At 66.6% G+C, this 24906-nt stretch carries 22 protein-coding genes and 1 pseudogene; 12 read left to right on the plus strand and 11 right to left on the minus strand.

Going from position 1 to position 24906, the window contains the following annotated elements:
- Positions 1 to 107 precede the first annotated feature (107 nt).
- From ppc to ACNFIA_RS26215, 8 genes are all read left to right on the plus strand, one after another.
- Positions 108 to 2744 (plus strand): phosphoenolpyruvate carboxylase, encoded by a 2637-nt coding sequence (gene ppc, locus ACNFIA_RS26180; protein WP_416789894.1) that lies wholly within the window; start codon positions 108 to 110, stop codon positions 2742 to 2744.
- A 248-nt stretch (positions 2745 to 2992) separates the two neighbouring features.
- A complete protein-coding gene (gene adk / locus ACNFIA_RS26185; protein ID WP_259756656.1) occupies positions 2993 to 3640 on the plus strand; it encodes an adenylate kinase in 648 nt (215 codons plus the stop codon).
- 88 nt (positions 3641 to 3728) lie between these two features.
- Entirely contained in the window at positions 3729 to 4403 is a 675-nt protein-coding gene (gene tsaB / locus ACNFIA_RS26190) for a tRNA (adenosine(37)-N6)-threonylcarbamoyltransferase complex dimerization subunit type 1 TsaB (protein ID WP_416789896.1), read from the plus strand.
- Between the two features lie 66 nt (positions 4404 to 4469).
- Entirely contained in the window at positions 4470 to 4817 is a 348-nt protein-coding gene (locus ACNFIA_RS26195; RefSeq protein WP_259756654.1) for a hypothetical protein, read from the plus strand.
- Positions 4814 to 5674, plus strand: coding sequence for a DUF72 domain-containing protein (locus tag ACNFIA_RS26200; RefSeq protein WP_416790020.1), 861 nt, complete (start codon positions 4814 to 4816; stop codon positions 5672 to 5674). Before ACNFIA_RS26195 ends, ACNFIA_RS26200 begins: the two co-directional genes overlap by 4 nt.
- 75 nt (positions 5675 to 5749) lie before the next feature.
- Positions 5750 to 6592, plus strand: coding sequence for an isocitrate lyase/PEP mutase family protein (locus tag ACNFIA_RS26205; RefSeq protein WP_416789898.1), 843 nt, complete (start codon positions 5750 to 5752; stop codon positions 6590 to 6592).
- 3 nt (positions 6593 to 6595) lie between these two features.
- On the plus strand, positions 6596 to 7288 hold the full coding sequence (locus ACNFIA_RS26210; protein WP_416789900.1) for an extensin family protein: 693 nt from the start codon (positions 6596 to 6598) through the stop codon (positions 7286 to 7288).
- Positions 7289 to 7343: 55 nt separating this feature from the next.
- On the plus strand, positions 7344 to 8126 hold the full coding sequence (locus ACNFIA_RS26215; RefSeq protein WP_416789902.1) for a class I SAM-dependent methyltransferase: 783 nt from the start codon (positions 7344 to 7346) through the stop codon (positions 8124 to 8126).
- 208 nt (positions 8127 to 8334) lie between these two features.
- On the opposite strand, the gene ACNFIA_RS26220 is transcribed toward ACNFIA_RS26215, so the two are convergent.
- Positions 8335 to 8967 (minus strand): TetR/AcrR family transcriptional regulator, encoded by a 633-nt coding sequence (locus ACNFIA_RS26220; RefSeq protein WP_416789903.1) that lies wholly within the window; start codon positions 8965 to 8967, stop codon positions 8335 to 8337.
- 97 nt (positions 8968 to 9064) lie between these two features.
- On the opposite strand from ACNFIA_RS26220, the gene ACNFIA_RS26225 reads away from it, so the two are divergent.
- Both ACNFIA_RS26225 and ACNFIA_RS26230 read left to right on the plus strand, forming a co-directional pair.
- Positions 9065 to 10168: an efflux RND transporter periplasmic adaptor subunit gene (locus ACNFIA_RS26225; RefSeq protein ID WP_259756650.1), complete on the plus strand. Its 1104-nt coding sequence runs from the start codon at positions 9065 to 9067 to the stop codon at positions 10166 to 10168.
- A 6-nt stretch (positions 10169 to 10174) separates the two neighbouring features.
- A complete protein-coding gene (locus ACNFIA_RS26230; protein WP_416789905.1) occupies positions 10175 to 13243 on the plus strand; it encodes an efflux RND transporter permease subunit in 3069 nt (1022 codons plus the stop codon).
- 246 nt (positions 13244 to 13489) lie between these two features.
- On the opposite strand, the gene ACNFIA_RS26235 is transcribed toward ACNFIA_RS26230, so the two are convergent.
- The 6 genes and pseudogenes from ACNFIA_RS26235 to plsB form a co-directional block, all read right to left on the minus strand.
- A complete protein-coding gene (locus ACNFIA_RS26235) occupies positions 13490 to 14167 on the minus strand; it encodes a DUF4197 domain-containing protein (RefSeq protein WP_259756648.1) in 678 nt (225 codons plus the stop codon).
- Between the two features lie 108 nt (positions 14168 to 14275).
- Complete coding sequence (locus tag ACNFIA_RS26240) at positions 14276 to 14674, minus strand: YbaY family lipoprotein (RefSeq protein WP_416789907.1); 399 nt, start codon at positions 14672 to 14674, stop codon at positions 14276 to 14278.
- A gap of 84 nt (positions 14675 to 14758) precedes the next feature.
- A pseudogene (locus ACNFIA_RS26245) lies at positions 14759 to 16294 on the minus strand (YjbH domain-containing protein); the annotation flags it as partial.
- Positions 16295 to 16324: 30 nt separating this feature from the next.
- Positions 16325 to 17377, minus strand: a complete 1053-nt coding sequence (locus tag ACNFIA_RS26250) for a glycosyltransferase family 4 protein (RefSeq protein WP_416789908.1) — start codon at positions 17375 to 17377, stop codon at positions 16325 to 16327.
- Positions 17378 to 17526: 149 nt separating this feature from the next.
- Positions 17527 to 17973 carry a low molecular weight protein-tyrosine-phosphatase gene (locus tag ACNFIA_RS26255; protein ID WP_416789909.1) on the minus strand — a complete coding sequence of 149 codons (447 nt, stop codon included), beginning with the start codon at positions 17971 to 17973 and terminating at the stop codon, positions 17527 to 17529.
- Positions 17974 to 18064: 91 nt separating this feature from the next.
- Positions 18065 to 20575: a glycerol-3-phosphate 1-O-acyltransferase PlsB gene (gene plsB / locus ACNFIA_RS26260; RefSeq protein ID WP_416789910.1), complete on the minus strand. Its 2511-nt coding sequence runs from the start codon at positions 20573 to 20575 to the stop codon at positions 18065 to 18067.
- 169 nt (positions 20576 to 20744) lie between these two features.
- Between plsB and ACNFIA_RS26265 the strand changes: the two genes are divergently transcribed.
- Both ACNFIA_RS26265 and ACNFIA_RS26270 read left to right on the plus strand, forming a co-directional pair.
- Entirely contained in the window at positions 20745 to 21215 is a 471-nt protein-coding gene (locus ACNFIA_RS26265) for a hypothetical protein (RefSeq protein ID WP_416789912.1), read from the plus strand.
- A gap of 556 nt (positions 21216 to 21771) precedes the next feature.
- Positions 21772 to 21981 carry a cold-shock protein gene (locus ACNFIA_RS26270; protein WP_015476243.1) on the plus strand — a complete coding sequence of 70 codons (210 nt, stop codon included), beginning with the start codon at positions 21772 to 21774 and terminating at the stop codon, positions 21979 to 21981.
- A 69-nt stretch (positions 21982 to 22050) separates the two neighbouring features.
- On the opposite strand, the gene ACNFIA_RS26275 is transcribed toward ACNFIA_RS26270, so the two are convergent.
- From ACNFIA_RS26275 to dapE, 4 genes are all read right to left on the minus strand, one after another.
- A complete protein-coding gene (locus tag ACNFIA_RS26275) occupies positions 22051 to 22422 on the minus strand; it encodes a hypothetical protein (RefSeq protein WP_259756616.1) in 372 nt (123 codons plus the stop codon).
- 151 nt (positions 22423 to 22573) lie between these two features.
- The gene (locus tag ACNFIA_RS26280; RefSeq protein ID WP_416789913.1) at positions 22574 to 23383 is read right to left on the minus strand and encodes a putative RNA methyltransferase; all 810 of its coding nucleotides are present in this window, start codon (positions 23381 to 23383) and stop codon (positions 22574 to 22576) included.
- Entirely contained in the window at positions 23377 to 23568 is a 192-nt protein-coding gene (locus ACNFIA_RS26285) for a hypothetical protein (RefSeq protein WP_259756614.1), read from the minus strand. Before ACNFIA_RS26285 ends, ACNFIA_RS26280 begins: the two co-directional genes overlap by 7 nt.
- Positions 23565 to 24722 (minus strand): succinyl-diaminopimelate desuccinylase, encoded by a 1158-nt coding sequence (gene dapE, locus ACNFIA_RS26290; RefSeq protein ID WP_416789915.1) that lies wholly within the window; start codon positions 24720 to 24722, stop codon positions 23565 to 23567. Before dapE ends, ACNFIA_RS26285 begins: the two co-directional genes overlap by 4 nt.
- Positions 24723 to 24906: the final 184 nt, after the last annotated feature.

A 24906-nucleotide genomic window follows, 5' to 3' on the forward strand; every position in this document is an offset into this window, starting at 1 on the left:
GGACTGCGGGCGTTCGTCGAGCGCTTGCCTGCCGGCGCGGTCGGCGGCACTGTGAAAGCAAGCGACGCCTTTTTCTCAGCCAAGGGCTCTCTCTCCAGGAGACTGCGATGCCGGATATCGATGCGCGCCTGCGCGAGGACGTTCACCTGCTCGGCGAACTGCTCGGGCAGACCATCCGCGCCCAGTACGGGCAAGGCTTCCTCGACAAGATCGAACTGATCCGCACCGGCGCCAAGGCCGCCCGGCGCGGCTCCGCCGAGGGCGCCAAACAGCTCACCGCGACGCTCGACGGCCTGGGCGAGGACGAACTGCTGCCGGTGGCCCGCGCCTTCAACCAGTTCCTCAACCTCGCCAACATCGCCGAGCAGTACCACCGCATCCGCCGGCGCACGCCCAAGGAGCCGGAACCCTTCGAGAACCGCGTGCTTGCCGAGTTGCTCGGCCGCCTGCGCAAATCCGGCCTCGGCGCCGAGGGCCTGGCGCGGCAGGTGGCGGAGCTGGAGATCGAGCTGGTGCTCACCGCGCACCCCACCGAGGTGGCGCGCCGCACGCTGATCCAGAAGTACGACGCCATCGCCGCGCAACTGGCCGCCGGCGACCATGCCGACCTGCTGCCCGAAGAGCGCCAGGCGGTGAAGGAGAAGCTCCAGCGCCTGATCGCCGAGGCCTGGCACACCGACGAGATCCGCCGCACCCGGCCCACCCCGGTGGACGAGGCGAAATGGGGCTTCGCGGTGATCGAGCATTCGCTCTGGCACGCGCTGCCAGCCTTCCTTCGCCACGTCGACCGCACCCTGCAGGACACCCTCGGCGAACGCCTGCCGCTGACAGCCGCGCCGGTCCGCTTTGCGTCGTGGATGGGCGGCGACCGCGACGGCAACCCCAACGTCACCGCGGCCATCACCCGCGAGGTGCTGCTGCTGGCGCGCTGGATGGCGGCCGACCTGTACCTGCGTGACGTCGACAGCCTGGCCGCGGAACTCTCCATGCAGCAGGCCAGCGATGAGCTGCGCGCGGAAGTCGGCGACCTCGCCGAACCCTATCGCGCGCTGCTCAAGCAATTGCGCGAACGCCTGCGCGCCACCCGGGCCTGGGCCGAGCGCGCCATCCACAGCGGCGAGGAGCCGGGCACCGAGGTGCTGCAGGACAACTGCGAGCTGCTGGAGCCGCTGCAGCTCTGCTATCGCTCGCTGCAGGCCTGTGGCATGGGCGTGATCGCCGACGGCGACCTGCTCGACACCCTGCGCCGAGCGGCCACGTTCGGCCTGTTCCTGGCGCGCCTGGATGTGCGCCAGGATTCCACCCGCCACGCCCGGGCGATGAGCGAAATCACCGAGTACCTGGGCCTGGGCAACTACGGGGAGTGGGACGAAAGCGTGCGCCAGGAATTCCTCCTGGAAGAGCTGGCCAGCCGCCGTCCGCTGCTGCCGGCCAACTATCAGGCCTCGCCAGAGACCGCCGAAGTCCTTGCCACCTGCCGCGTGGTGGCCCAGGCGCCAGCGGCCTCGCTGGGCTCCTACGTCATCTCCATGGCCGGGCAGCCGTCCGACGTGCTCGCCGTCCAGTTGCTGCTCAAGGAATGCGGGCTGCCGCGCCCGATGCGCGTGGTGCCGCTGTTCGAGACGCTGGATGACCTCGACAACGCCGGGCCCTGCATCGACCGCCTGCTCAGCCTGGACAGCTACCGCACGCGCCTGGCCGGGCCGCAGGAAGTGATGATCGGCTACTCCGACTCGGCCAAGGACGCCGGCACCCTGGCCGCCGCCTGGGCGCAGTACCGCGCCCAGGAGGCGCTGGTGGACATCTGCCGCCAGCACGGCGTCGAGCTGCTGCTGTTCCATGGCCGCGGCGGTACCGTCGGCCGTGGCGGCGGCCCGGCCCACGCGGCGATCCTCTCGCAGCCGCCGGGCTCGGTGGCTGGGCGCTTCCGCACCACCGAGCAGGGCGAGATGATCCGCTTCAAGTTCGGCCTGCCGGACATCGCCGAGCAGAACCTCAACCTCTACCTCGCCGCTGTGCTGGAGGCCACCCTGCAGCCGCCGCCGGTGCCCGAGCCCGCCTGGCGCGAGGAGATGGATCGCCTGGCCGCCGACGGCGTGCTGGCCTACCGCGCGGTGGTGCGCGACAACCCCCAGTTCGTCGACTACTTCCGCGAGGCCACGCCGGAACAGGAGCTCGGCCGCCTGCCGCTGGGCAGCCGCCCGGCCAAGCGCCGGGAGGGCGGGGTGGAAAGCCTGCGGGCGATCCCGTGGATCTTCGCCTGGACCCAGACCCGCCTGATGTTGCCGGCGTGGCTGGGCTGGGAAGACGCTCTGTTCAAGGCCATCGAGCGTGGCGAAGGGGCGCTGCTGTCGCGCATGCGCAAGGAGTGGCCGTTCTTCACCACGCGCATCGACATGCTGGAGATGGTGCTGGCCAAGGCCGATCGGGAAATCGCCCAACTCTACGACGAGCGTCTGGTGCAATCGGAACTGCGACCATTAGGTGCGCATTTACGCGACCTATTGTCGCAGTCGGTGCGCGTGGTGCTGGGGCTGACCGGGCAATCGCAGTTGCTCGCCCACGCCGCCGAGACGCGTGAATCCATTGGCGTGCGCAATACCTACCTGGACCCGCTGCACCTGCTCCAGGCCGAACTGCTGGCGCGCTCGCGGCGCTGCACGGGCGACGCCTGCGGCGGTCTGGAGCAGGCCATGCTGGTGACGGTGGCGGGCATCGCGGCGGGATTGCGCAACACCGGCTGAGGTATCGGCACCCCCCACCAAAGGTGGATTGCTCAGCGGCCAGATGAGATTAATTTGAAGGCTGATCCCGGGTGCGGAAGTGGCCCGGGATCGGCGTGCGCAGTCCCCATGGCCGGCTTGTGTGGTGTGGGACCGCTGTGTATCGTGAGCAACCTTTCGGCGCGCATCTGCGCCATTCCAAGCATGATGAGATTGGCCCCACGAGGCGGATCCGTGATTTCGCTTAACAAGTATTAAGGAGCATATCGATGCGTGTGATTCTGCTCGGGGCGCCCGGTGCCGGCAAAGGTACCCAGGCTCGCTTCATCACTGAGAAGTTCGGCATTCCGCAGATTTCCACCGGCGACATGCTGCGTGCGGCGGTCAAGGCTGGCACCGAGCTCGGCCTGCAGGCCAAGAGCGTGATGGACGCCGGCGGCCTGGTATCCGATGACCTGATCATCAACCTGGTCAAGGAACGTATCGCCCAGCCCGACTGCGCCAAGGGCTTCCTGTTCGATGGCTTCCCGCGCACCATTCCCCAGGCCGAGGCCATGAAGGAAGCGGGCGTCGCCATTGACCACGTGGTCGAGATCGCCGTGGACGACGAGGAAATCGTCGGCCGCATCGCCGGTCGCCGCGTGCACCCGGCCTCGGGTCGCGTCTACCACGTCGAGCACAATCCGCCGAAGGTGGAAGGCAAGGACGACGAGACCGGCGAAGAGCTGATCCAGCGCGAAGACGACAAGGAAGCCACCGTGCGTCACCGCCTGTCGGTCTACCATTCGCAGACCAAGCCGCTGGTCGACTTCTACCAGAAGCTGGCCGCTGCCCAGGGCACGCCGAAGTACACCCGCGTCGAGGGTGTCGGTTCGGTCGAGCAGATCACCGCCAAGGTACTCGGCGCGCTGAGCTGATCCATCGCCGTATCAGCCAAAGGCCCGCACACGCGGGCCTTTGGCGTTTATAATGCCCGCCCGTTTTTCTCGCCCTATGGAATACACCATGCCCACGCTGCTGGCCCTAGATACCTCGACCGAAGCCTGTTCCGTCGCCCTGCTGCATGACGGCCGCCGGTTCGTGCGCCACGAGGTGATCCCGCGCCTGCACGCCCAGCGCCTGCTGCCCATGGTGCAGGAGATCCTCGACGAGGCCGGTATCGCGCTGTCCGCCGTGGACGCCATCGCCTTCGGCCGCGGCCCCGGCGCCTTTACCGGCGTGCGCATCGCCATCGGCGTGGTGCAGGGCCTGGCGTTCGCCCTGCAGAAGCCGGTGCTGCCGATCTCCGACCTGGCCGTACTGGCCCAGCGCGCCTACCGCGAGCACGGCGCGAGCCAGGTAGCGGCGGCCATCGATGCGCGCATGGACGAGGTGTACTGGGGCTGCTACCGCCTGGAACAGGGCGAGATGCGCCTGGCCGGCGCCGAGGCGGTGCTGCCGCCCGAGCACGTCGAGCTGCCGCGCGATGCCCAGGGCGAATGGTTCGGTTCCGGCACCGGCTGGGGCTTCGAGGAGCGCCTGGCGGTGAAGGTCGCCGCCCGCGACGCCAGCCTGCTGCCGCACGCAGAGGACCTGCTGAGCCTGGCCGAGTTCGCCTGGGCCCGCGGCGAGGCGGTTGACGCAGAGCAGGCCCAGCCGGTGTACCTGCGCGACAACGTGGCGACCCCGAAGAAAGCCTGACCTGCGCCAATTGACCGCAGCGGACCCTGCTCGCTAGAGTGGCTGCATCCCCACTGAGTTTTCGCCATGCGTATCGACGGTTTCACCTCCACATCCCAGACACCGGAGCGCGCTTCCCGAACGGGCACCGCGGTGACTCCGTATCGGGACGTGCAGCGTGACCTCGAGACCCGCCGCGAGCAGCCCGCACCGAGTTCGGCCAGCCAAGGGTTCGACGCGCAGTCGCAGACCCGCCGCGTCGAATCCTCCAGCGCCAGCAGCTACAGCGTGCCGGCCACCCTGCGCGACAACCTCGACTACCAGCGCCCGCTGACCTCCCGCGCGGCCCAGGCCCTGGCCAGCTACACCAGCACCGCCAGCATGGTGGCCCAGTACGAGGGCCAGGAAGTCGTCGGTCTCGACCTCTACGCCTGATGCACCTGCCGTACTACCTCGGCTGCCCCTCCTGGAACGAGCCCGCCTGGCGCGGGACCTTCTATCCCGCTGATCTGCGTCCGGCCGACACCCTGGGGTTCTACTCCCAGGTGTTCAACGCCGTGGAAGGCAACACCACGTTCTACGCGCGCCCCAACGCCGACACCCTGGCGCGCTGGGCGCAGACCATGCCGGCCACCTTCCGCTTCTGCGCCAAGCTGCCGCGCGACATCAGCCACGAAGGCGACCTGCGTGGCCAACTGGAAACCACCCAGGACTTCCTCGACCTGCTGGCGCCGCTGGGCCCGCGTGTCGCGCCGCTGTGGTTGCAGGTGTCCGCCGGCTTCGGCCCGGACCGCCTGGGCGAACTGGCCGCCTGGCTGGATGCCTTCGCCGGGCGGCGTATCGCCGTCGAAGTGCGCCACCCGGCGTTCTTCGCCAAGGGCGACGAGGAGCGGGCGCTGAACCGCCTGCTGCTGGACCGCGGCGTCGAGCGCATCTGCCTCGATTCGCGGGCGCTGTTCGCCGTGCAGTCCGACGATCCGGCGGTGCTCCATGCCCAGTCCAAGAAACCCAGGGTGCCGGTGCGCCCGGCGGCCTTCAGCGACAGTCCGCAGGTACGCTTCATCGGCGGCCCGGACCTGGACGCCAATGAGGTCCACCTCACCCCCTGGGTCGGCAAGGTGGCCGAGTGGATCGAGCAGGGCCTGACGCCCTGCGTGTTCCTCCACACCCCGGACAACCACCGCGCCGCCGAACAGGCGCAACGCTTCCATGCGCTGCTGCGCGAGCGCCTGCCCGGGCTGCCGCCGCTGGTCGAACCCAAGCCGGAAGTGGAACAGCTCGGCCTGCTCTGACGCGCCAACTGTGCATGGCGCGCGGCAGGTGAGGGGGCTAACCTGCTCCTTCCCCCGTTCGGCAAGGAGACCGCCATGACTGCCCAACCCCAGCGTACCCAACAGGAGCGTGGCGAAGCCTTCCGTGCGCTGCACCAGCGCGACGGCCTGTTCGTCCTGCCCAACCCCTGGGACGCCGGCTCGGCGAAGATGCTCGCCCATCTGGGGTTCGAAGCCCTGGCCACCACCAGCGCTGGCCTGGCCTTCGCCCTGGGCCGGCGTGACGCGGAGGGCGCGGTGAGCCGCGATGAAGCACTGGCCAACGCGCGGGAGATCGTCGAGGCAACGCCGCTGCCGGTCGCCGCCGATCTGGAAAACGGTTACGGCGATACGCCGGAAGGCTGCGCCGAGACCATCGCCCTGGCCGCTGCCTGCGGGCTGGTGGGTGGCTCCATCGAGGACGCCAGTGGGCGCGCAGAGGCGCCGATCTACCCGCTGGAGCTGGCGGTGGAGCGCGTCACTGCCGCCGTGCAGGCGGTCCGCGCGCTGCCGTTCCCCTTCACCCTGGCGGCGCGGGCGGAGAACTTCCTGCATGGCCGCTCCGACCTCGACGACACCATCCGCCGCCTGGTGGCCTTCGCCGACGCCGGCGCCGACGTGCTCTATGCGCCGGGCCTGAAGACCCGCGAGGAAATCGCGGCGGTGGTGCGCGCAGTCACGCCGCGCCCGGTCAATGTCCTGGTGGGCTCGCCCGCCGTGCAATTGAGCCTCGATGAACTGGCCGAACTGGGCGTGAAGCGCGTCAGTGTCGGTTCGACCCTGGCGCGGGCGGCCTACGGTGCGTTCTTCAGCGCGTCCGAGGCACTGGCCAAGGGCGACCTGACGCCCATGCACGGCGCCATGCCATTCGACCGCATCAACGGACTGTTCCGAGGCTGACGTTTGCGCCGGTGGTTGCTCGGTTTCTTCGTTGTCGGCGCAGGCCTCGCGCTGGCGCTGCAGCAGCACTGGGTGACGCTGCCGGATCGCTGGAACCCCTGGACGCCGCTGGATGTGCGCGATGAGCCGAACCTGCTGACCCGCTACAAGCTCTGGCGTCTGCGCGATGACCCGGCGCTGTGCCGGCTGGCGCTGCAAAGCTCCGACCTCAAGGCCCAGCCCATGGCCGACAGCGAACCGGTGGCCGGCTGCCCGCTGCAGAATGTCTGGCGGGTGCAGGCCGCGGACGTGCGGTTGAGCAGCAGCTTCCTCGCCAGTTGCCCGCTGGCGGTGAGCTTTGCGCTGTTCGAACGTCACGGCCTGCAACCGGTTGCGCGGGAAATCTACGGCCAACCGGTGGCGGCGGTGGAGCACCTGGGCAGCTTCGCCTGCCGCAACATCTATGGCCGCGCCGACGCCCGTCGCAGCCAGCATGCTACGGCCAATGCGCTGGATATCGCGGCCTTCCGCCTGGCCGATGGCCGGCGCATCGTGGTGGCCAGGGACTGGAGCGGAGACGGTGATGCCGCGCGCTTCCTGCATGCCGTGCGCGATCGCGCCTGCGGCCACTTCGATGGCGTGCTCGGCCCGGACTACAACCGCGCGCACCATGACCACTTCCACCTCGACCTGGGTGGCTGGCAGATCTGCCGTTGAGTCCGCGAGCCCGGTGCTGCGGTAGAATCGCGGTTTTTTCCAGGATCGCCCCGCCATGACCGAAGCCCTTACCCCGCCGCGCATCGTCGTCCAGGCACTGGCGCCTGCCTGGCAGGCCGCCGCCGAGCAGTGGGCGCAGCGGCTCGGGCTGCCGATGGGCGAGGGCGAGGCGGATTTCGCCCTGCAGCTGGGCGATGACGGCCTGCAACTGCTGCAACTGGGCCCGGACTCGCCCGGCCCGGTGCGGGTGGACTTCCTCGAGGGCGCTGCCGCGCATCGCCGGCAATTCGGCGGTGGTGCCGGGCAGATGATCGCCAAGGCCGTGGGCATCCAGCAGGGCGTGCGCCCCCGCGTGCTGGACGCCACCGCCGGGCTGGGCAAGGACGCCTTCGTGCTGGCGACCCTGGGTTGCGAAATGGACCTGACCGAGCGCCAGCCGATCATCGCCGCACTGCTGGAAGACGGCCTGGCCCGTGCGGCGGGTGATGTCGAGGTGAGCGCCATCGTTGCGCGCATGCGTTTGCTGCAGGGCAACGCCATCGAGCGCATGGCCGCCTGGGACGGGGAGGCGCCGCAGGTGATCTACCTTGACCCGATGTTCCCGCACCGCGACAAGAGCGCGCTGGTGAAGAAGGAAATGCGCCTGTTCCGCCCGCTGGTGGGCGACGACCTCGACGCCCCGGCGCTGCTGGCGGCGGCGCTGAAGCTGGCCAGCCACCGCGTGGTGGTCAAGCGCCCGCGCAAGGCGCCGATCATCGAGGGGCAGAAGCCCAGCTACAGCCTGGAAGGCAAATCCAGCCGGTACGACATCTATCCGCTGAAAAGCCTGAAGGGCTGACGTTCATCTCCCGGGTCCGAAGCTCTGAGTAGGAGCGGACTCCGTCCGCGATAGCCACCGGCGCGAGGCGGATCTATCGCGGACAAAGTCCGCTCCTACAGAGAGAGTGCGATACCTGTAGGAGCGAGCTTGCTCGCGAACGAACTATCCAACGGCTCCCATGCTGAGCGGGTTCGCGAGCAAGCTCGCTCCTACAAAAAGCAGGGAATCAGGGCGCAAACGCCCTAAGGAACAAGGCCACCACTTCCTGCACATGTGCCTCGGCTGCGTCCGGCGTCGGCGGATTTTCGCAGCCGATCAGCAGGCGGAAGTGCACGCAGCCCTGCACCAGCATGAGGAAATGCTCGGCCGCCCGGCGCGGGCAGTCCATCTTCAGCTTGCCCTGCTGGCGGGCCTGCTCTAGCAGGCGCTCCATCTGATCCAGCACGCGCTGCGGACCGGCCTCGAAGAACAGCTGTGACAGATGCGGGTTGCCCGCGCCCTGGGCGACCATCAGCCGGCTCATGGCAATCGCCTCCGGGCTGTTGATCAACTGGTTGAAACCACGCCCCAGGTTCAGCAGCAGGCTTTCCAGCGGCGCGTCGGCCGGCGGTTCGGCGAACAGCTCGGGCATGCGCTCGGCGCACTTGGACTGCACCGCTTCGACGAACAGCGTCTCCTTGTCCGTGAAGTGGCTGTACACGGTGAGCTTGGATACCCCGGCCTCGGCGGCGATGGCCTCCATGCTACTGCCGTCGTAGCCGTGGCAGACGAACAGCTCCTTGGCAGCTTCGAGAATGGCCTTGCGCTTGGCGGGGTCCTTGGGGCGACCCGGTCCGTTCGATGAGTTCGTTGGTGACATGTCTTTACATTTCTAATACTGGACTGATGGGTTCTGTATTTTTACTATACCGGGGAGTATAAGAATTCCAACCGCGTTTTGCGAAAGGTCACACATCATGTTCCGCCATGCTCTGTCTGTCGCGCTGCCTGCTGCCCTCATCCTTTCCCTTTCCGCCTGCGGTAACGGCGAGCCCGCGAAGCCTGTGGTGCGCCCGGCCATCGTCATCCAGCCGTTGCCCGCGCGGGATATCACCGAGGCTTATCCCGGTGAGGTGCATGCGCGCCACGAGCCGGAACTGGCTTTCCGCATCGGTGGCAAGGTCAGCAAGCGCCTGGTGGAAACCGGCGAGCGGGTGAAGAAGGACCAGCCGCTGGCGGAACTCGATCCTGAAGACGTTCGCCTGCAGCTCGAGGCCACGCGCGCCCAGGTGGCCGCCGCCGAAGCCAACCTGCAGACCGTGCGCTCCGAGTACGCCCGCTACAAGACCCTGCTGGAACGCCAGCTGGTCAGCCAGTCGCAATTCGACAACATCGAGAACACCTACCGCGCCGGCGAGGCGCGGGTGAAACAGATCCGCGCCGAATACGACGTCGCCCGCAACCAGGCCGACTACGCCGTGCTGCGCTCGCCCCAGGACGGCGTGATCGCCACCCGTCGGGTAGAAGTCGGGCAGGTGGTGGCCGCCGGACAGACGGTCTTCACCCTGGCCGCCGACGGCGACCGCGAGGTGCTGATCAGCTTCCCGGAACACGCCTTCGAACGCTTCCGCGTCGGCGAGGCCGTGAGCGTCGAGCTCTGGTCGCAGCGCGACAAGCGTTTCAGCGGCAAGATTCGCGAGTTGTCCCCGGCGGCCGATCCCCAGTCGCGCACCTTCGCCGCGCGGGTGGCGTTCGACGACGCCAAGGTGCCGGCCGAGCTGGGCCAGAGCGCCCGCGTCTATGTCCATGCCGAAGGCGCCGTGCCGCTGGCCGTGCCGCTCGCCGCGCTGACCTCGGAGGCCGGCCAGCCGTTCGTCTGGGTGGTCGATCCGCAGACCTCCACCCTGCATCGCCGGCCGGTGCGCATCGGCCCCTACGCGGAGGACCGCGTGCCGGTGCTCGAAGGCCTGAAGGATGGCGACTGGGTGGTGGCAGCGGGTGTCCAGATGCTGCGCGAGGGGCAGGAGGTACGGCCTGTCGACCGGGAGAATCGGTCGATCAAGCTGGTGGCGAAGGAGTAACGCCCGATGCAATTCAACCTGTCCGCCTGGGCGCTGCAGAACCGCTCCATCGTCCTGTACCTGATGCTCCTGCTGGGCATCGTCGGTGCGCTGTCCTACACCAAGCTGGGGCAGAGCGAGGACCCGCCGTTCACCTTCAAGGCCATGGTGGTGAAGACCAACTGGCCGGGCGCTACGGCGGAGGAAGTCTCGCGGCAGGTGACCGAGCGCATCGAGAAGAAGCTGATGGAGACCGGTGATTTCGACCGGATCGTCTCCTTCTCCCGCCCCGGTGAATCCCAGGTGACCTTCGTCGCCCGCGAGGACTTCCATTCCCGCGACATTCCCGAGCTCTGGTACCAGATCCGCAAGAAGGTCAACGACATCCGCTACACGCTGCCGCAGGGCATCCAGGGGCCGTTCTTCAACGACGAGTTCGGCACCACTTTCGGCAATATCTACGCGCTGTCGGGCAAGGGCTTCGACTACGCGGTGCTCAAGGACTACGCCGACCGCCTGCAACTGCAATTGCAGCGGATCAAGGATGTCGGCAAGGTCGAGCTGGTCGGTCTGCAGGACGAGAAGATCTGGATCGACCTGTCCAACACCAAGCTCGCCACCCTTGGCCTGCCGCTGGCGGCGGTGCAGAAGGCGCTGGAGGAGCAGAACGCGGTGACCGCCACCGGCTTCTTCGAGACGGCGACCGACCGCGTGCAGCTGCGCGTCTCCGGACGCTTCGATTCGGTGGACGACATCCGCGCCTTCCCGATACGGGTCGGCGACCGCACCTTCCGCATCGGCGACGTGGCCGACGTGCACCGTGGCTTCAACGACCCGCCCGCGCCGCGCATGCGCTTCATGGGCGAGGACGCCATCGGCATCGCCGTGGCCATGAAGGACGGCGGCGACATTCTGGTGCTGGGCCAGAAGCTCGACGCCGAGTTCGAACGCCTGCAGCAGACGCTGCCGGCGGGCATGGAGCTGCGCAAGGTGTCCGACCAGCCGGCGGCCGTGCGCGAGGGCGTGGGCGAGTTCGTCCGCGTGCTGGCCGAGGCGCTGATCATCGTGCTGCTGGTGAGCTTCTTCTCCCTCGGCCTGCGCACCGGGCTGGTGGTGGCGCTGTCGATCCCGCTGGTGCTGGCGATGACCTTCGCCTGCATGTACTACTTCGGCATCGGCCTGCACAAGATTTCCCTCGGCGCACTGGTGCTGGCGCTGGGGCTGCTGGTGGACGACGCGATCATCGCCGTGGAAATGATGGCGGTGAAGATGGAGCAGGGCTACGACCGGCTCAAGGCGGCGAGCTACGCCTGGACCAGCACGGCGTTCCCGATGCTGACCGGCACGCTGGTCACCGCTGCCGGCTTCCTGCCCATTGCTACTGCGCAATCGGGCACCGGCGAATACACCCGCTCGCTGTTCCAGGTGGTGACCATCGCGCTGCTGGTGTCGTGGATCGCCGCCGTGGTCTTCGTGCCGTACCTGGGCGAAAAACTGTTGCCTGACCTGGCCAAGCGTCACGCGGAGAAACACGGCGGCAGCGACAAGGGCCATGATCCGTACTCGACGCCGTTCTACCAGCGTTTCCGCCGCGTGGTGGAGTGGTGCGTGCGCTACCGCAAGACGGTGATCCTGCTCACCGTGGCGGCCTTCATCGGCGCGATCATGCTGTTCCGCCTGGTGCCGCAGCAGTTCTTCCCGCCGTCGGCGCGCCTGGAACTGCTGGTGGACCTGAAGCTCGCCGAAGGCGATTCGCTGACCGCCACCGCCGAGCAGGTCAATCGCCTGGAGAAGATGCTCGCCGAGCATCCGGGGATCGATAATTACGTGGCCTACGTAGGCACCGGTTCGCCGCGCTTCTACCTGCCGCTGGACCAGCAACTGCCCGCGGCGAGCTTCGCGCAGTTCGTGGTGCTGGCGAAGAACCTGGAGGCCCGCGAGGAAGTCCGCCAGTGGCTGATCAAGCACATGAACGAAGACTTCCCCACCCTGCGCACGCGTATCAGCCGCCTGGAGAACGGGCCTCCGGTGGGTTACCCGGTGCAGTTCCGCGTCTCCGGCGAACACATTCCCGAAGTCCGCGAACTGGCGCGCAAGGTCGCCGACAAGATGCGCGAAAACCCCCACGTGGTGAACGTGCACCTGGACTGGGAAGAGCCGAGCAAGGCGATCTTCCTCGATATCGACCAGGAGCGCGCCCGCGCCCTGGGCGTGAGCACCTCGGACATCTCGCAGTTCCTGCAGAGCTCGCTGACCGGCTCCACCGTCAGCTTCTACCGTGAGGACAACGAGCTGATCGAAATCCTCCTGCGTGGCGACGAGCGCGGCCGGCATGACCTGTCGCAGCTGCCCAGCCTATCGATGCAGACGAGCAGCGGTCGCAGCGTAGCGCTGTCGCAGGTGGCGACGCTGGAGTACGGCTTCGAGGAAGGCATCATCTGGCGGCGCAACCGCCTGCCCACCGTGACCGTGCGCGCCGACATCTACGACGACTCGCTGCCGGCCACCCTGGTGAAGCAGATCTCGCCGACGCTGGACCCGATCCGCGCGCAACTGCCCGACGGTTACCTGCTGGAGGTCGGCGGCACCGTGGAGGACTCGGCCAAGGGGCAGAACTCGGTGAACGCCGGCGTGCCGCTGTTCATCGTGGTGGTGCTGAGCCTGCTGATGATCCAGCTGCGCAGCTTCTCGCGGATGATCATGGTGTTCCTCACCGCGCCCCTGGGCCTGATCGGCGTGACCCTGTTCCTGTTGGTGTTCCAGAAGCCCTTCGGCTTCGTCGCCATGCTCGGCACCATCGCCCTGGCGGGGATGATCATGCGCAACTCGGTAATCCTCGTGGACCAGATCGAGCAGGACCGCGCCCACGGCCTGGACACCTGGCACGCCATCATCGAGGCCACGGTGCGACGCTTCCGCCCCATCGTGCTGACCGCGTTGGCGGCCGTGCTGGCAATGATCCCGCTGTCACGCAGCGTGTTCTTCGGCCCGATGGCGGTGGCGATCATGGGCGGCCTGATCGTCGCCACGGCATTGACTCTGTTGTTCCTGCCGGCGCTGTACGCGGCGTGGTTCAGGGTGAAGAAAGAGGCCTAGCTCGGTATTCCCTGTAGGAGCGGGCCCTGCCCGCCAACGCGCGCAGGGCGCGCTCCTACAGGTTGAAGCCGATTTCCAGCTCTGGGGCGAGGTGTTTTCGCAGGATGGCATAAAGCGAAGCGATACCCGTTGCCTGCGTTCTCTGGCGTGCCGTCGCGGGCATGGCCCGCTCCTACAGGCGATGACTGAACAGGCATGAAAAAGCCCGGCAATTGCCGGGCTTTTTCTTTTGTCCACAGGCGGAATTCAGAGCACCCCGAAGACCTTTTTCGCCAGACCGGTGGCCGCGGCGGTCGGGTTCTGGCGGATGGTCTTTTCCTGCTCGGCGATGAGCTTGAACAGGCCGTCCAGCGCTTCCTCGGTCACGTAGTTCTCGATGTTCGCATTCTTCGCATCGACCACGCCAAAGGCGGCGGCCTGGCTGGCGAAGGCGTTGTACTGCTTGGCCACGCCAACCTGGTCGGTGGCCTGCTTGATGATCGGCAGGAACTTGGCGCGCAGCTGATCGCGGCTGCTGCGGTTCAGGTAATCGGTGGCGGAATGGTCGCCGCCCTGCAGGATGCCCTTGGCGTCGGTGACGGTCATCTTTTTCACCGCGTCCACCAGCAGCGCCTGGGCCTGCGGCATGGCGGCCTCGGCGGCCTTGTTCATGCTCGCTTCGAGCTGGTCAACCTGGGCGCCCATGCCGAACTGCTTCATGGTCTTGGCGGCCTTGCCCAGCTTGCCGGGCAGTTCGATGCGCACGGCCGGGTCATTGCTGAAGCCGCCGGGCTGGCTGAGCTGCTTCACGGCCACCTGGGCGCCCTGGGTCAGCGCATCCTTCAGGCCGCCGGTGGCGTCGCTCTGGCTGAGATCGGAAAGGGACAGGGCGAAGGCATTGACGGACAGCAGAGCGCCGGCCAGCAGAACGGGGAATCGCAGCATCGGTACTTCCTTGGTGAAACCCGATGGCTGGAGTAGCCGCCGGGGTGAAAATGAAGGAGCGAGATTAACGGAGGATGGCCGCCGGGGAAAACCCGGCGGCGCGGTGAATCAGCGCACAGGATCGACACGCACACGCAGCGGTTGCGGATCGCTGCCGTCGAGGCGGACGCTGTGGCGCTCGGTGGTGATGAACAGCAACCGGCCATGGTCTTCGATGCGGGCACTGACGGCGTAGCTGTGGCCCGGCTTGACCTCGCTGCGGTCGTACTCGAGGTGGAAGGCCTGCGGGACCTGACGGCCTGGCACCAACTGCTGCTGGGCGAGGTCAATCGCCGGCGCGTCCGCCAGCGACACGTCCTGCAGGCGCACGGTCACCTGCGCCGTCGGCGGCAGGGCGATGCGTTGCAGGTAGACGACTTCACCGTCCAGCGACGCCTTGTCGGCAGATGGCGCGGAACTGCACGCGGCGAGCACGCCGGTCATCAGCAGCAGGGGAAGGGTTTTCATGGCGGAGCTCTCCTTGGTTCCAGGGCGCGTCAGACCATTGTGGCGGACATTGGTTTCGGCGCCATGTGACGGGCGAGCGTCGAGTTATTTCACGATGCGTCCGAACAGGTTCTGGAACATCACCTGATCACGGCCATCGGTGAGGTCGTACAGCGAGTAGTAATGGTTGAGCATTGCGCCGCCGTCGCGGGTCAGCGGGTTCCAGGAGAGGTTGGCGCGGCGCATGGTGGAGCTGCTCATCAGCTCGTCGAAGGGGATCGACACATAGATGCCCTTGTCGAAGCTGCCTTCGCCGAACTCTTCCTTGCTGGCGGTGGTGAGGGTGACCCAGGTGCCGAAGCGCACGCCATTCTTGAACTGGCGGGACAGGTCGAAGGTGCTACCCCAGTCGCGCGCCAGGTAACGGCCGGCGCTGACGGTGGCGAGGATGTCCTGGAAGCCGGTCTGCCAGTAGAGGGTGACGAAGCCGGTGGCCGTCTGGTAATCGCGCAGGCCGAAGTGCTGGTCGAAATCGCGCTGGCGGACCAGGTCGAGGTTGGCGCCCAGGGCCCAGTCCGAGCCCATGGGGCGGTACAGCAGTTCCCCGCCGACGCCTGCGTACATGCTTTCCAGGTAGCCGCCGTACATCATCCCGTAGAGGTCCTGGTCCAGGCGCGCGGTCTTGTTCAGCTGGAAGGTGGGCAGGGTGACGTCGGACGTGGTCATGTACTGACGGATATCCGTGCGTACGCGCGGCAGGCCGCTGGGGGCGTCGTACTTGAAGTTGTCGTAGTTGTTGATCAGGTTGGCGCTGAGCAGACCGTTCCACCACAGGCTCGGGGTGAAGCGGTATTCGCTGTCGAGGTCGGCGGTGAATTGGTAGAGCAGGAAGTTGTCCGGCCCGCCGATGCTCTGGTTGTAGCCCAGCCCGAGGTTATAGCTGAAGGGATCGGGCCGCTGGGCGTAGAGCAATTCTTCTTCTTGCGGCAGCGGCACGTTCTGTTCGGTGGTGCGGCGCAGGTCGGCCAGCGGGCGTTCCTGGTTCGCCACGTCACGGAACACGTTGCGCGGTACGCTGGTTTCCACCACGGGTTGCCCGTAACGGCTATCGACGACAGTGAACCACTGGATGTCGTCATCGGTGCTGTTATCGAGGATGCGCGCGGCGCGGCCGACGGCTTCGGGCGGATAGAGGTAGCGGGTCTGCTCGCCGTAGACGACGACTTCGCTGTCCTTGCGGGTGATGCGATCGACCTTGTAGCCGGCGTTATCCGCGAGACGGCGTGACACGTCGGCCCAATCTGTTGGGAGTTGCGGATGGCCTTGGGCGTTATCCGCCAGTGGCTCCGGTGCCGGATCGGAAACCTTGGCCGGTGCCTGGCGGGTGGCGAAGTTGGTATGCAGGGTGATGCCGAACATAGCGGTATTGCCGCGCTCGAAGGCGGCGTGCAGGTCCACCGAGTCGGCGGCCTTGAACACCATGCCAATGTTGAATGGCGATTTCTGCTTCTGGTTGTTGTTCAGGGGTTCGCGCTGGTAGTCGTTGCCGTCGTATTCGAGCTTGACCGAGAGGCGATCCCAAGGCGTTTGCCAGTTGATGCCGCCGAAGGGGGAGGGGCGGCCGCGGAGACGTGAGGAGCTCAGACCTGTCTTGAAAGACAGGCCTGGGCATCAACCTGCTGCGAACTGGCGGGCAGAGTGGGGCGGGTTGAAGCGGGCGTAGAGGCTTTCCAGCGAAGACTGCAGGTGTTCGCCGCTATGAAGGGCCTGGATGCTGCGGCTGTTGCGAGCCAGATCGGCCCGCACGTTCGGATCGCCGCTGGCGAAGGCGACGACTTGTCGTTTGGCCTCGAACAGATCCTGTGCCGTGGACAAGCCTTCGGCGACGAAAGGCCCGATGCGTCGAAGTGCGATGGGTAGGTCGAGTTTTGCCGCTTCCAGCACCGAGATCGGGAAGCCGTCCCAGGCGGCGGTGTGGAAATACAGGTCCAGCCCTTTCATATGGGCGATGACTTCACCGCGTGGACGCCAGCCGGTGACCTCGATGCCAGCGGCGACCATGTCCGCCATGACCTGAGCATCGCCGCCTCCGATCCACTTGAAGTGCGCAATGTCTGCGCAGCTCTGCGCCAGCGCGCGAAAGTACTCATGGCCTTTCTGCCGGCTGAGGCGCCCGACCATGCCCACCACCGGCTTGTGGGTGAGGCTGCGCACCGGAGGGACTTCCGGCAGTTCGTCACAGACGTTGACCAACCCCAGCGTATGCCCGGGTTCGATCAGTTCGCCGGCGATGCGTTGTTCGTCCAGGCCGCAACCGGCGATGACCGCGGTGCGTTTTGCCAGCAGCGATTCGATGGCGCGGTAGGCCTTGAGCATCAGCGGATGGTCGCCGCGCAGGAAGGCAAAACCGTGAGGCGTATAGACGATCTTCTGCGTGGGGATGAAGGGTAGGGCCCGGATCAGCGCGCCGGCGTAGGTGCTGTGCAGGTGGATGACGTCCGGTTGCACGCGGTCAATGTACGGCTTCACTCGCGCCAGGCTGGAGAGCCGACGGGGCACCAGCTCGATGTCCTTGAACAGGCCCTGGGTTTCCTCGCCGGTGGTGTCGCCCTTGCGCACCGAGGCCAGCAGGTAGTGCTCATGCTGCTGGGAATTGAGGATGTAGGAGTTGATGGCCGAGGTGACGCCGCCGCCGAAGGACTCGGTGATGTGCAGGATCTTCATAAAGCGATGTAGGCCCCTGGAAGATTACGTGTCGTAACTGGGAGACCAAACAGCTGAATATGGTCGTGCTGGGCTAAAGCGTAGCCTTTTTCACCATCGCTTTGTAAGGATTTCTGACGCTTTTTTCTGAAGGAAAGCTTTTCGTCAAATTATCGGCGAATTCGCAGGCGTTCGCCCCACGGCGCGACCGCGGACTCGATGAGTGCGTAGGCGCGCTCGAAGGCATGCGGCCCTTTGCGATAAGGATCGGGAATCTCCTGGTCGCTCTGCCATTTGCCCAGCAGGAAGGTTTTGCCGCGTGCTTCGGGGGCCAGGCGAATCACGCTCTGGATCTGCGAGTGCTCCATGACCAGGATGAGGTTGGCTTCGTGCACCAGTTCGGCGGTGACCTGCCGGGCGCGATGCGGGTGGGGCTGCTGACCGTGCTGGCGGAGGATGGCGAGGGCGGTGCTGTCGATGGGGTGGCCGACCAATGCGCTGAGCCCGGCGGAGCCGACCGCGATATCAGTGCCTTGCAGGGATTCGCGCAGCAGGTGTTCGGCGGTGGGGCTGCGGCAGATGTTGCCGACACAGACGATCAGAATCCTGTTGAACACGGGAAGCGTCCCTGACCGCGACCGAGGTAGATCGTCAGAAATCTATCGGTCGCGGTGCGCAGGCGTCAAGCTGCTGGCAGGGCGGCGAAGTTTAGCCCGGGTTGGCGGGCGGCTGTTCGACCGGGGCGCTGTCTTCCTGGGCTGGACGCTCCAGCGCGACCTGGCGGATGGACAGGCGAATCTCCGCCGGCAGCACGCGCTTGGCGGCGCCTTCGGCGAGTTCCCCGAGCAGCTCGTGGTAGCTCAGCTTCCCGTGCTCGTCCTTGCGCAGCACGCCTTCGTCCAGCAGGGTCTGGATGAAGTGGCGGAACAGGCTCTTGTCGAAGAACTCGGGGGCGTTCAGGCCGTGCAGGACGGACACGCGCTGGGCCATGACGGTGCAGAGGTTTTCCAGCTCTTCGGCGGTGAGTTGCTTCTGTCCGGCGTTGAGCACCAGCGCGATGGACATGTAGAAGCGCTGCAGCGTCTGAGCGATGGCGCGGGCCAGCAGGGTCAGCAGCACGTACTGGCGCGAGCTGGGCGGCGGGCGGATGAAGGTGTCGTTCTCCTGCTTGAGCAATTCGCTCGCGACCATCGCCTGCAGCCACTGGTCGACCACGGCGTCCAGCTCGTCCAGGCTCCAGCGGATGAACAGCTCCGCCTGCAGGTACGGGTACAGCGCGCGGGTGTAGCGCAGCAGTTGCTCGCGGCTGATCCGCCCGCTGTTCTGGAAGAAGCTGGCGATCAGCGCCGGCAGCGCGAAGATATGCAGCACGTTGTTGCGGTAGTAGGTCATCAGCACCGCGTTCTGCTCGTCGAGGTAGCAGATGCGGCCGAGGGCGTCCTTCTGCTCGCTGAGCAGGTTCATGCTCTTGACGTACTCGATCAGTTGCTGACCGTCACCCTCGGGCAACGTGGCGCTCGGCGAGTACGGGACCTTGCGCAGCAGGTCGAGGTAGAGGTCAATCACCCGCGCTAGGGCGGTTTCGTCCAGGGCCAGGCGGGTGGTGGACAGCAGCGCCAGGGCCACCAGGTTCACCGGGTTGATCGCCGCGGCGTCGTTGAGGTGACGGGCGACGTCGCGGGCCAGGTGGTGGGTGGTGTCGGACAGCCAGGCCGGGCGGTATTCCGGGCCCAGTTCCTGCTCGTGCCAGTCGGGTTGCTGCTGGTCGAGGAACTGCTCGAGGTGGATCGGCTCGCCGAAGTTCACCCACACCTGGCCGAAGCGCTGCCGCAGCGCACCGATGACCTTGAAGATGTCGAAGATCGACTCTTTCTTCTTCGCCGCGCCGCGCAGCTCGCCCAGGTAGGTGCGGCCTTCGAGCACGCGCTCGTAGCCGATGTACACGGGAACGAAGACGATGGGCCGGCGCGAGTCGCGCAGGAAGCTGCGCAGGGTGATCGCCAGCATGCCGGTACGCGGGTGCAGCATGCGCCCGGTGCGGGAACGGCCGCCTTCCACGAAGTACTCGGTGGAGAAGCCGCGGCTGAACAGGGTGTGCAGGTATTCGTTGAACACCGCGGTGTACAGCTGGTTGCCCTTGAAGCTGCGGCGCATGAAGAACGCACCGCCACGGCGCAGGATCGACCCCACCACCGGCATGTTGAGGTTGATACCGGCAGCGATGTGCGGCGGGGTGAGGCCGTTGCGGAACAGCAGGTAGGACAGCAGCAGGTAGTCGATGTGGCTGCGGTGGCAGGGCACGTAGACGATCTCGTGGCCTTGGGCGACGTCCTGCACGCGTTCGATGTGGTTGACCTTCACGCCCTCGTAGAGCTTGTTCCAGAACCAGGTCAGGGTCACCTCGAGGAAGCGGATCACCGGATAGGAGACGTCGGCGGCGATCTCATTGGCATAGCGCAGGGCGAGCGCCTCGGCTTTTTCCTGGGAGATCTTCTGGGTGTCGCACTCTTCCTGGATCGCCTGGCGCACCAACGGCGCGCGTAGCAGGCCCTTCACCAGCGTGCGGCGGTGGGAAAGGTCCGGGCCGATCACCGCGGTCTTCTGGTTGCGGAAGTGTACCCGCAGGATGCGCTGGACCATGCGCAGGGTGCGCTCGTGGCCCTTGCCCTGTTCCACCAGCTCGCGCAGGTGGATCGGCGCGGAGAATTGCACGCGCGTCTTGCGGCCGAGGATGAGGATGCGCGCCAGTTTGCGCAGGCGCCCGGTCACCGCCCAGTTATCCGCGAACAGCAGCTTCCAGGCGCTCTTCTCGCTGTCCGGGGATTGGCCCCAGAACACGCTGACGGGGACGATCTGCGCATCATCGATGCCGTTCTGGCCGATGGCGCCGAGCATGCGCACCAGCGCCGGCGGCGCGCCGCGCTTGTCCTGGCGGCCGAGCCAGTCGGGCTCCGGGGTCAGGTAGAAGAAGGCGGCAGGCTCGATGGATTCCCCCACAGCCACCGGCATCACCGGGCGCGGCAGGCCGGCCTTGCGGCATTCGGTGTCGACCACGGCGAGGTCGCTCACCGAGGGCTGCTGCAGAACGTAGAGGACCGGTTTGCTGCGGTCGATCTTCAGGCTGAAGGCCGACTGGTTGATGGTTTCCGAGCGCACCCAGAGGTACAGCAGGCGGCGCAGGGCACCAAAACCGAAGCGGCGGAACGGGTAACGAGGCATACAGGCCCTATGGCTGGCAGGTGTAAAACGAGCGATTGCTCAGGCCGGCTAGTTTGCCGGATTAGGCCCTCGCCAGCAAAGCGACGCGCGCTTGGTCGGCAAGGGCGGACGCCCCGTGGGCAGCGGCTATTCTGCCATTTAGGGGATGACATTCAGTGGAGGTTCCGCGATGCGTACATTCACCTGGGGATGTCTGCTCGCCGTGGCGGTTGTGCTGCCGGTCGCTGCGCAGACCGTTACCCCGCTCAAAGGACAGAGCAGCCAGCAGATGCAGCAGGACATGGCCGAGTGCAACAGCGTTGCCGCCAATGCCGCGAGCAGCGCCACCAGCAGTTCCGACCCGCATGTCGGTGGGCGCGTTCGTGGCGCCGCGCGGGGGGCGGCGGCCGGAGCCGTGGCCGCCGAGGTGCGTGGCCAGCGCCATGACGAGGTGTACGACCGCGCCAGCGACGATGCCAAGCAGGCGTACCGGCAGAATCGCGCCGGTGACGTGGCGGCGGCCGGGGCTGTGGTCGGTGCTTCGCGTCAGCGCCAGGATCGTCGGGAAGATCGCCGCACGCAGAGTGAAGCGCAGAGTTCCGCCAGTGCCAGCGCCTACAGCGGTTGTCTGCAGGGACGCGGTTATCAGGTCAGCCCCTGAGCGGCGACGTTCGTTGCTGGTGCAACCGCTCCACGCCTATTCGCGGATCTCGGTCCGGCTGCGGCGATTATCCAGCGAGGCGAGGGAATATGCTGACATGCAGATTCAGCAGATAAATGATCGTGCCTATTGTCGCCGTGTGAAGCGCAAGGCGCATTCTCACTGCGTCTGAAAGACATTTCCGCAGAATTGCCGAAAACACCTGGGCGGGGACGAAACTACCCGCCATAAATGTCTGAAAGTGGGAAGAAGTCCACGTTCGAAACACTTTCGTTACGCAGGGTAACGAGCACCAAAATGGCTCTGCAGGCCCCGAAAAATGGCACTTTGGCCGGATTGGTCATAGGGGCGCGGAGTGGATGAAAAAGTGCTTTTCAGCTGTAACTTTTGATTTATATACTCGGGAGCGCTGTCGCCCTTGGGCGTTATTCGAATTACCTTCCTACGTGCCATTCGGTCCGGGTTGGATGATAAGGAAAGCGTTCAGCCGGCGACTGCCGAAGTCCTCATTCCCGGGGGCCATCCAAAAATAATAGGCAAGTTGGAGAGTGTGGTAATGGCTGATCGTGAGGTCGGAACCGTCAAGTGGTTCAATGACGCCAAAGGTTATGGATTCATTCAACGCGATAGCGGTCCGGACGTTTTCGTTCACTACCGTGCCATTCGTGGCGATGGTCACCGCTCCCTGGTCGAAGGCCAGAAAGTGGAGTTCTCGGTGATCCAGGGTCAGAAAGGCCTCCAGGCGGAAGACGTCGCCAAGGTCTGAGCCCCCGAAAGCACAAAGGCCCGTCCAATGGACGGGCCTTTGTTTTTGCGGCCTGCGCAGTTGACGGCTTCAGCCCGTGCGCCAGGTGATTTCCTCGACGCCCGCGGCTGTCACCTTCAGCCAGCGGTCCGCGTCCTCTTCGCCCTGATCCTCGCTCCAGCTGCCCGGCGCGCAGCGCACTTCCACGTCCAGCGCGGCGCAGGCGTCGCGGGCGCAGGCGACGTCGTCGTCCCATGGGGTCTGGTCGCTGTCCAGGAACAGGCTGTGCCATTTGCCCACGGCCTTGGGCAGCCAGGTGGCGGGAACGCTGCCGGCGGTGCACTTGAAGGTCTCGCCCTGGGCGCGCCATTCGGAGCAGGGGCCAAGGGCCTTTTCCAGCCAGGCGCCGACGGCGGCCTGGTCGGCATCCTTGATGTAGATCTCGATATCCGGTTGGCGCATGGCGTCCTCATAAGCCGGTTCAAGGCCGAGCCGAGCGATGCTCAGGCAAGGCAAAAATTAATTCAAAAGCGGAGTTTACGTATAGTAAATGAGCATTTTGAATTGGTTTCTAACGCCGCATGAGCGAGCGCAGGCCGGCCTTGAACCGGCTTCAGGGGGCTTGGCGTTCCAGCCAATCGTAGCGTACCGCGACCGTCACCTCGAAGGGCTCGGCGAGGATGCGCTCGCGCCGCTCGGGGTTGACCCGCCAGCCGTGGGGCGTCATCGCCAGCAGGTGCTCGCGCGCTTCGCGGGTGTGCAGCGGCAGCGTGAAGCTCAGTTGTTCGGTATGCGCCAGCTTGAGCTCTTCGGGCAGGTCGGCGAGGTGCTTGTCCTCGACGTACTCGCGAACTTCGTCGTACAGGCGTTTGCGCAGCTCCAGCAGGTGATCGCGCGCCGGGCCCAGGCGCAGCACGCCGCCGCCGGGCGTCAGCAGGCGCGCGGCTTCCTTCCAGTCGATCGGGCTGAACACGCTGGCGAGCAATTGGCAGGAGGCGTCGGCCAGCGGCACGCGGGCCATGCTGGCGACCATCCAGGTCAGTTGCGGGGCGCGTTTGCAGGCGCGTTTGACGGCCTCGCGGGAGATATCCAGCGCATAGCCGTCGGCCTGTGGCAGGGCTTCACCCAGCTGCGCGGTGTAGTAGCCCTCGCCGCACCCGATATCCAGCCAGCGGCTGGGAGCGCGCTCGGCGGCGAGCTCGGCCAGGCGCCTGGCCAGCGGCGCATAGTGCCCGGCGCCGAGGAAGTGCCGGCGCGCCTCGACCATGGCGGCGTTGTCGCCCGGGTCGAGACTCTTCTTGTGCTGCACCGGCAGCAGGTTCAGGTAGCCCTGGCGGGCGCGGTCGAAGCGGTGGCCGGCGGGGCAGGCGACGCCATTGTCGACTGCGGTCAGTGCCTCGCGGCACAGCGGGCAGATCAGCATCCCTTCTTCCCTTGCGGCGGCACCAGCGGCTGCGGCAGGTCGTTGCGCAGCACGGTGGGCAACGAGCGGCGGCGCTGGGCGATCTGGTACACGCGCAGCGAATAGCGACGCTCGGCGGCAGGCGCGGGCGGCGGGGTGTCGGGCTGTACGGCGCCCAGGCAGAAGCCTTTGTTCGGTCCAGTCATGCCAGCAGTCGCACCAGGGTCTGGTAGTAGATTTCGGTCAGCACATCGAGGTCGCTGGCCAGCACGCGCTCGTCCACCTGGTGGATGGTGGCGTTCACCGGGCCGAGCTCGACCACCTGGGTGCCCATGGTGGCGATGAAGCGGCCGTCGGACGTACCGCCGGAGGTCGACGGTGTGGTCTCGCGGCCGGTGACGGCGCGGATCGCCGCGGCCACGCCATCGAGCAGCTCGCCCGGCTGGGTGAGGAAGGGCAGGCCGGACAGCGCCCAGTCGATGTGCCAATCCAGGCCGTGCTTGTCGAGGATCGCCGCGACGCGCTGCTGCAGGCCTTCCACGGTGGATTCGGTGGAGAAGCGGAAGTTGAAGACGACCTTCAGCTCCCCCGGGATGACGTTGGTCGCGCCGGTGCCGCCGTTGATGTTGGAGATCTGGAAACTGGTTGGCGGGAAGTAATCGTTGCCGTTGTCCCAGTGCTCGGCGGCGAGCTCCGCCAGGGCCGGGGCGGCCAGGTGGATCGGGTTCTTCGCCAGGTGCGGATAGGCCACATGACCCTGCTTGCCGCGGACGGTGAGGGTGGCGCTGAGGGAGCCACGGCGACCGTTCTTGACGATGTCACCCACCAGGGTGGTGCTCGACGGCTCGCCGACGATGCACCAGTCCAGGCGCTCGTTGCGCGCCTTCAGGCGCTCGACCACGGCCTTGGTGCCGTGATGCGCCGGGCCTTCCTCGTCGCTGGTGATCAGGTAGGCGATGCTGCCGCGGTGGTCCGGGTGGTCGGCGACGAAGCGCTCGGTGGCGATGATCATCGACGCCAGGCTGCCTTTCATGTCCGCCGCGCCGCGCCCGCAGAGCATGCCGTCGGCATCGATCAGGGCGTCGAACGGCTGGTGCTGCCAGGCCTGCTCGGGGCCGGTCGGCACCACGTCGGTGTGGCCGGCGAAGCACAGCACCGGCCCGTTGGCGCCGTCGCGGCCCTGGCGCAGGGCCCAGAAGTTATCCACGTCCTCGATGCGCATGGGCTCCAGGGCGAAGCCGCAGGCGCCCAGGCGCTGCATCATCAGCTGTTGGCAGTCGGCATCGACCGGTGTGACAGAGGGACGGCGAATCAGCTCGCAGGCGAGGGCCAGTGTCGGCGAGAGGGACATGAGGGGCATCCTGGGGGCGGAACGGAAAAAGGCGCCCATCTTAAAGCAAAAACGCCGGTGGATGGCCGGCGTTCTTGGGAGGGGACAGGCGGAGTGGATTCACTGGTCGGGAGAGTGCCTTCTGCAAGCCTGTGCCAGTGACGCCCTCTCCCCCGCCCTCTCCCTGAAGGGAGAGGGAGCTGACCGTGCCGAC

It is taken from the genome of Pseudomonas sp. NY15437 (genome assembly GCF_048068435.1).
GTDB classification, from domain to species: Bacteria; Pseudomonadota; Gammaproteobacteria; order Pseudomonadales; family Pseudomonadaceae; genus Pseudomonas; species Pseudomonas nitroreducens_B.

Coding starts and splice junctions, on each gene's coding strand:
- ppc (WP_416789894.1), top strand. CDS start 108: ATGCCGGATATCGATGCGCGCCTGCGCGAGGACGTTCACCTGCTCGGC.
- adk (WP_259756656.1), top strand. CDS start 2,993: ATGCGTGTGATTCTGCTCGGGGCGCCCGGTGCCGGCAAAGGTACCCAG.
- tsaB (WP_416789896.1), top strand. CDS start 3,729: ATGCCCACGCTGCTGGCCCTAGATACCTCGACCGAAGCCTGTTCCGTC.
- ACNFIA_RS26195 (WP_259756654.1), top strand. CDS start 4,470: ATGCGTATCGACGGTTTCACCTCCACATCCCAGACACCGGAGCGCGCT.
- ACNFIA_RS26205 (WP_416789898.1), top strand. CDS start 5,750: ATGACTGCCCAACCCCAGCGTACCCAACAGGAGCGTGGCGAAGCCTTC.
- ACNFIA_RS26215 (WP_416789902.1), top strand. CDS start 7,344: ATGACCGAAGCCCTTACCCCGCCGCGCATCGTCGTCCAGGCACTGGCG.
- ACNFIA_RS26220 (WP_416789903.1), bottom strand. CDS start 8,967: ATGTCACCAACGAACTCATCGAACGGACCGGGTCGCCCCAAGGACCCC.
- ACNFIA_RS26225 (WP_259756650.1), top strand. CDS start 9,065: ATGTTCCGCCATGCTCTGTCTGTCGCGCTGCCTGCTGCCCTCATCCTT.
- ACNFIA_RS26230 (WP_416789905.1), top strand. CDS start 10,175: ATGCAATTCAACCTGTCCGCCTGGGCGCTGCAGAACCGCTCCATCGTC.
- ACNFIA_RS26235 (WP_259756648.1), bottom strand. CDS start 14,167: ATGCTGCGATTCCCCGTTCTGCTGGCCGGCGCTCTGCTGTCCGTCAAT.
- ACNFIA_RS26240 (WP_416789907.1), bottom strand. CDS start 14,674: ATGAAAACCCTTCCCCTGCTGCTGATGACCGGCGTGCTCGCCGCGTGC.
- ACNFIA_RS26250 (WP_416789908.1), bottom strand. CDS start 17,377: ATGAAGATCCTGCACATCACCGAGTCCTTCGGCGGCGGCGTCACCTCG.
- plsB (WP_416789910.1), bottom strand. CDS start 20,575: ATGCCTCGTTACCCGTTCCGCCGCTTCGGTTTTGGTGCCCTGCGCCGC.
- ACNFIA_RS26265 (WP_416789912.1), top strand. CDS start 20,745: ATGCGTACATTCACCTGGGGATGTCTGCTCGCCGTGGCGGTTGTGCTG.
- ACNFIA_RS26270 (WP_015476243.1), top strand. CDS start 21,772: ATGGCTGATCGTGAGGTCGGAACCGTCAAGTGGTTCAATGACGCCAAA.
- ACNFIA_RS26275 (WP_259756616.1), bottom strand. CDS start 22,422: ATGCGCCAACCGGATATCGAGATCTACATCAAGGATGCCGACCAGGCC.
- ACNFIA_RS26280 (WP_416789913.1), bottom strand. CDS start 23,383: ATGCTGATCTGCCCGCTGTGCCGCGAGGCACTGACCGCAGTCGACAAT.
- ACNFIA_RS26285 (WP_259756614.1), bottom strand. CDS start 23,568: ATGACTGGACCGAACAAAGGCTTCTGCCTGGGCGCCGTACAGCCCGAC.
- dapE (WP_416789915.1), bottom strand. CDS start 24,722: ATGCCCCTCATGTCCCTCTCGCCGACACTGGCCCTCGCCTGCGAGCTG.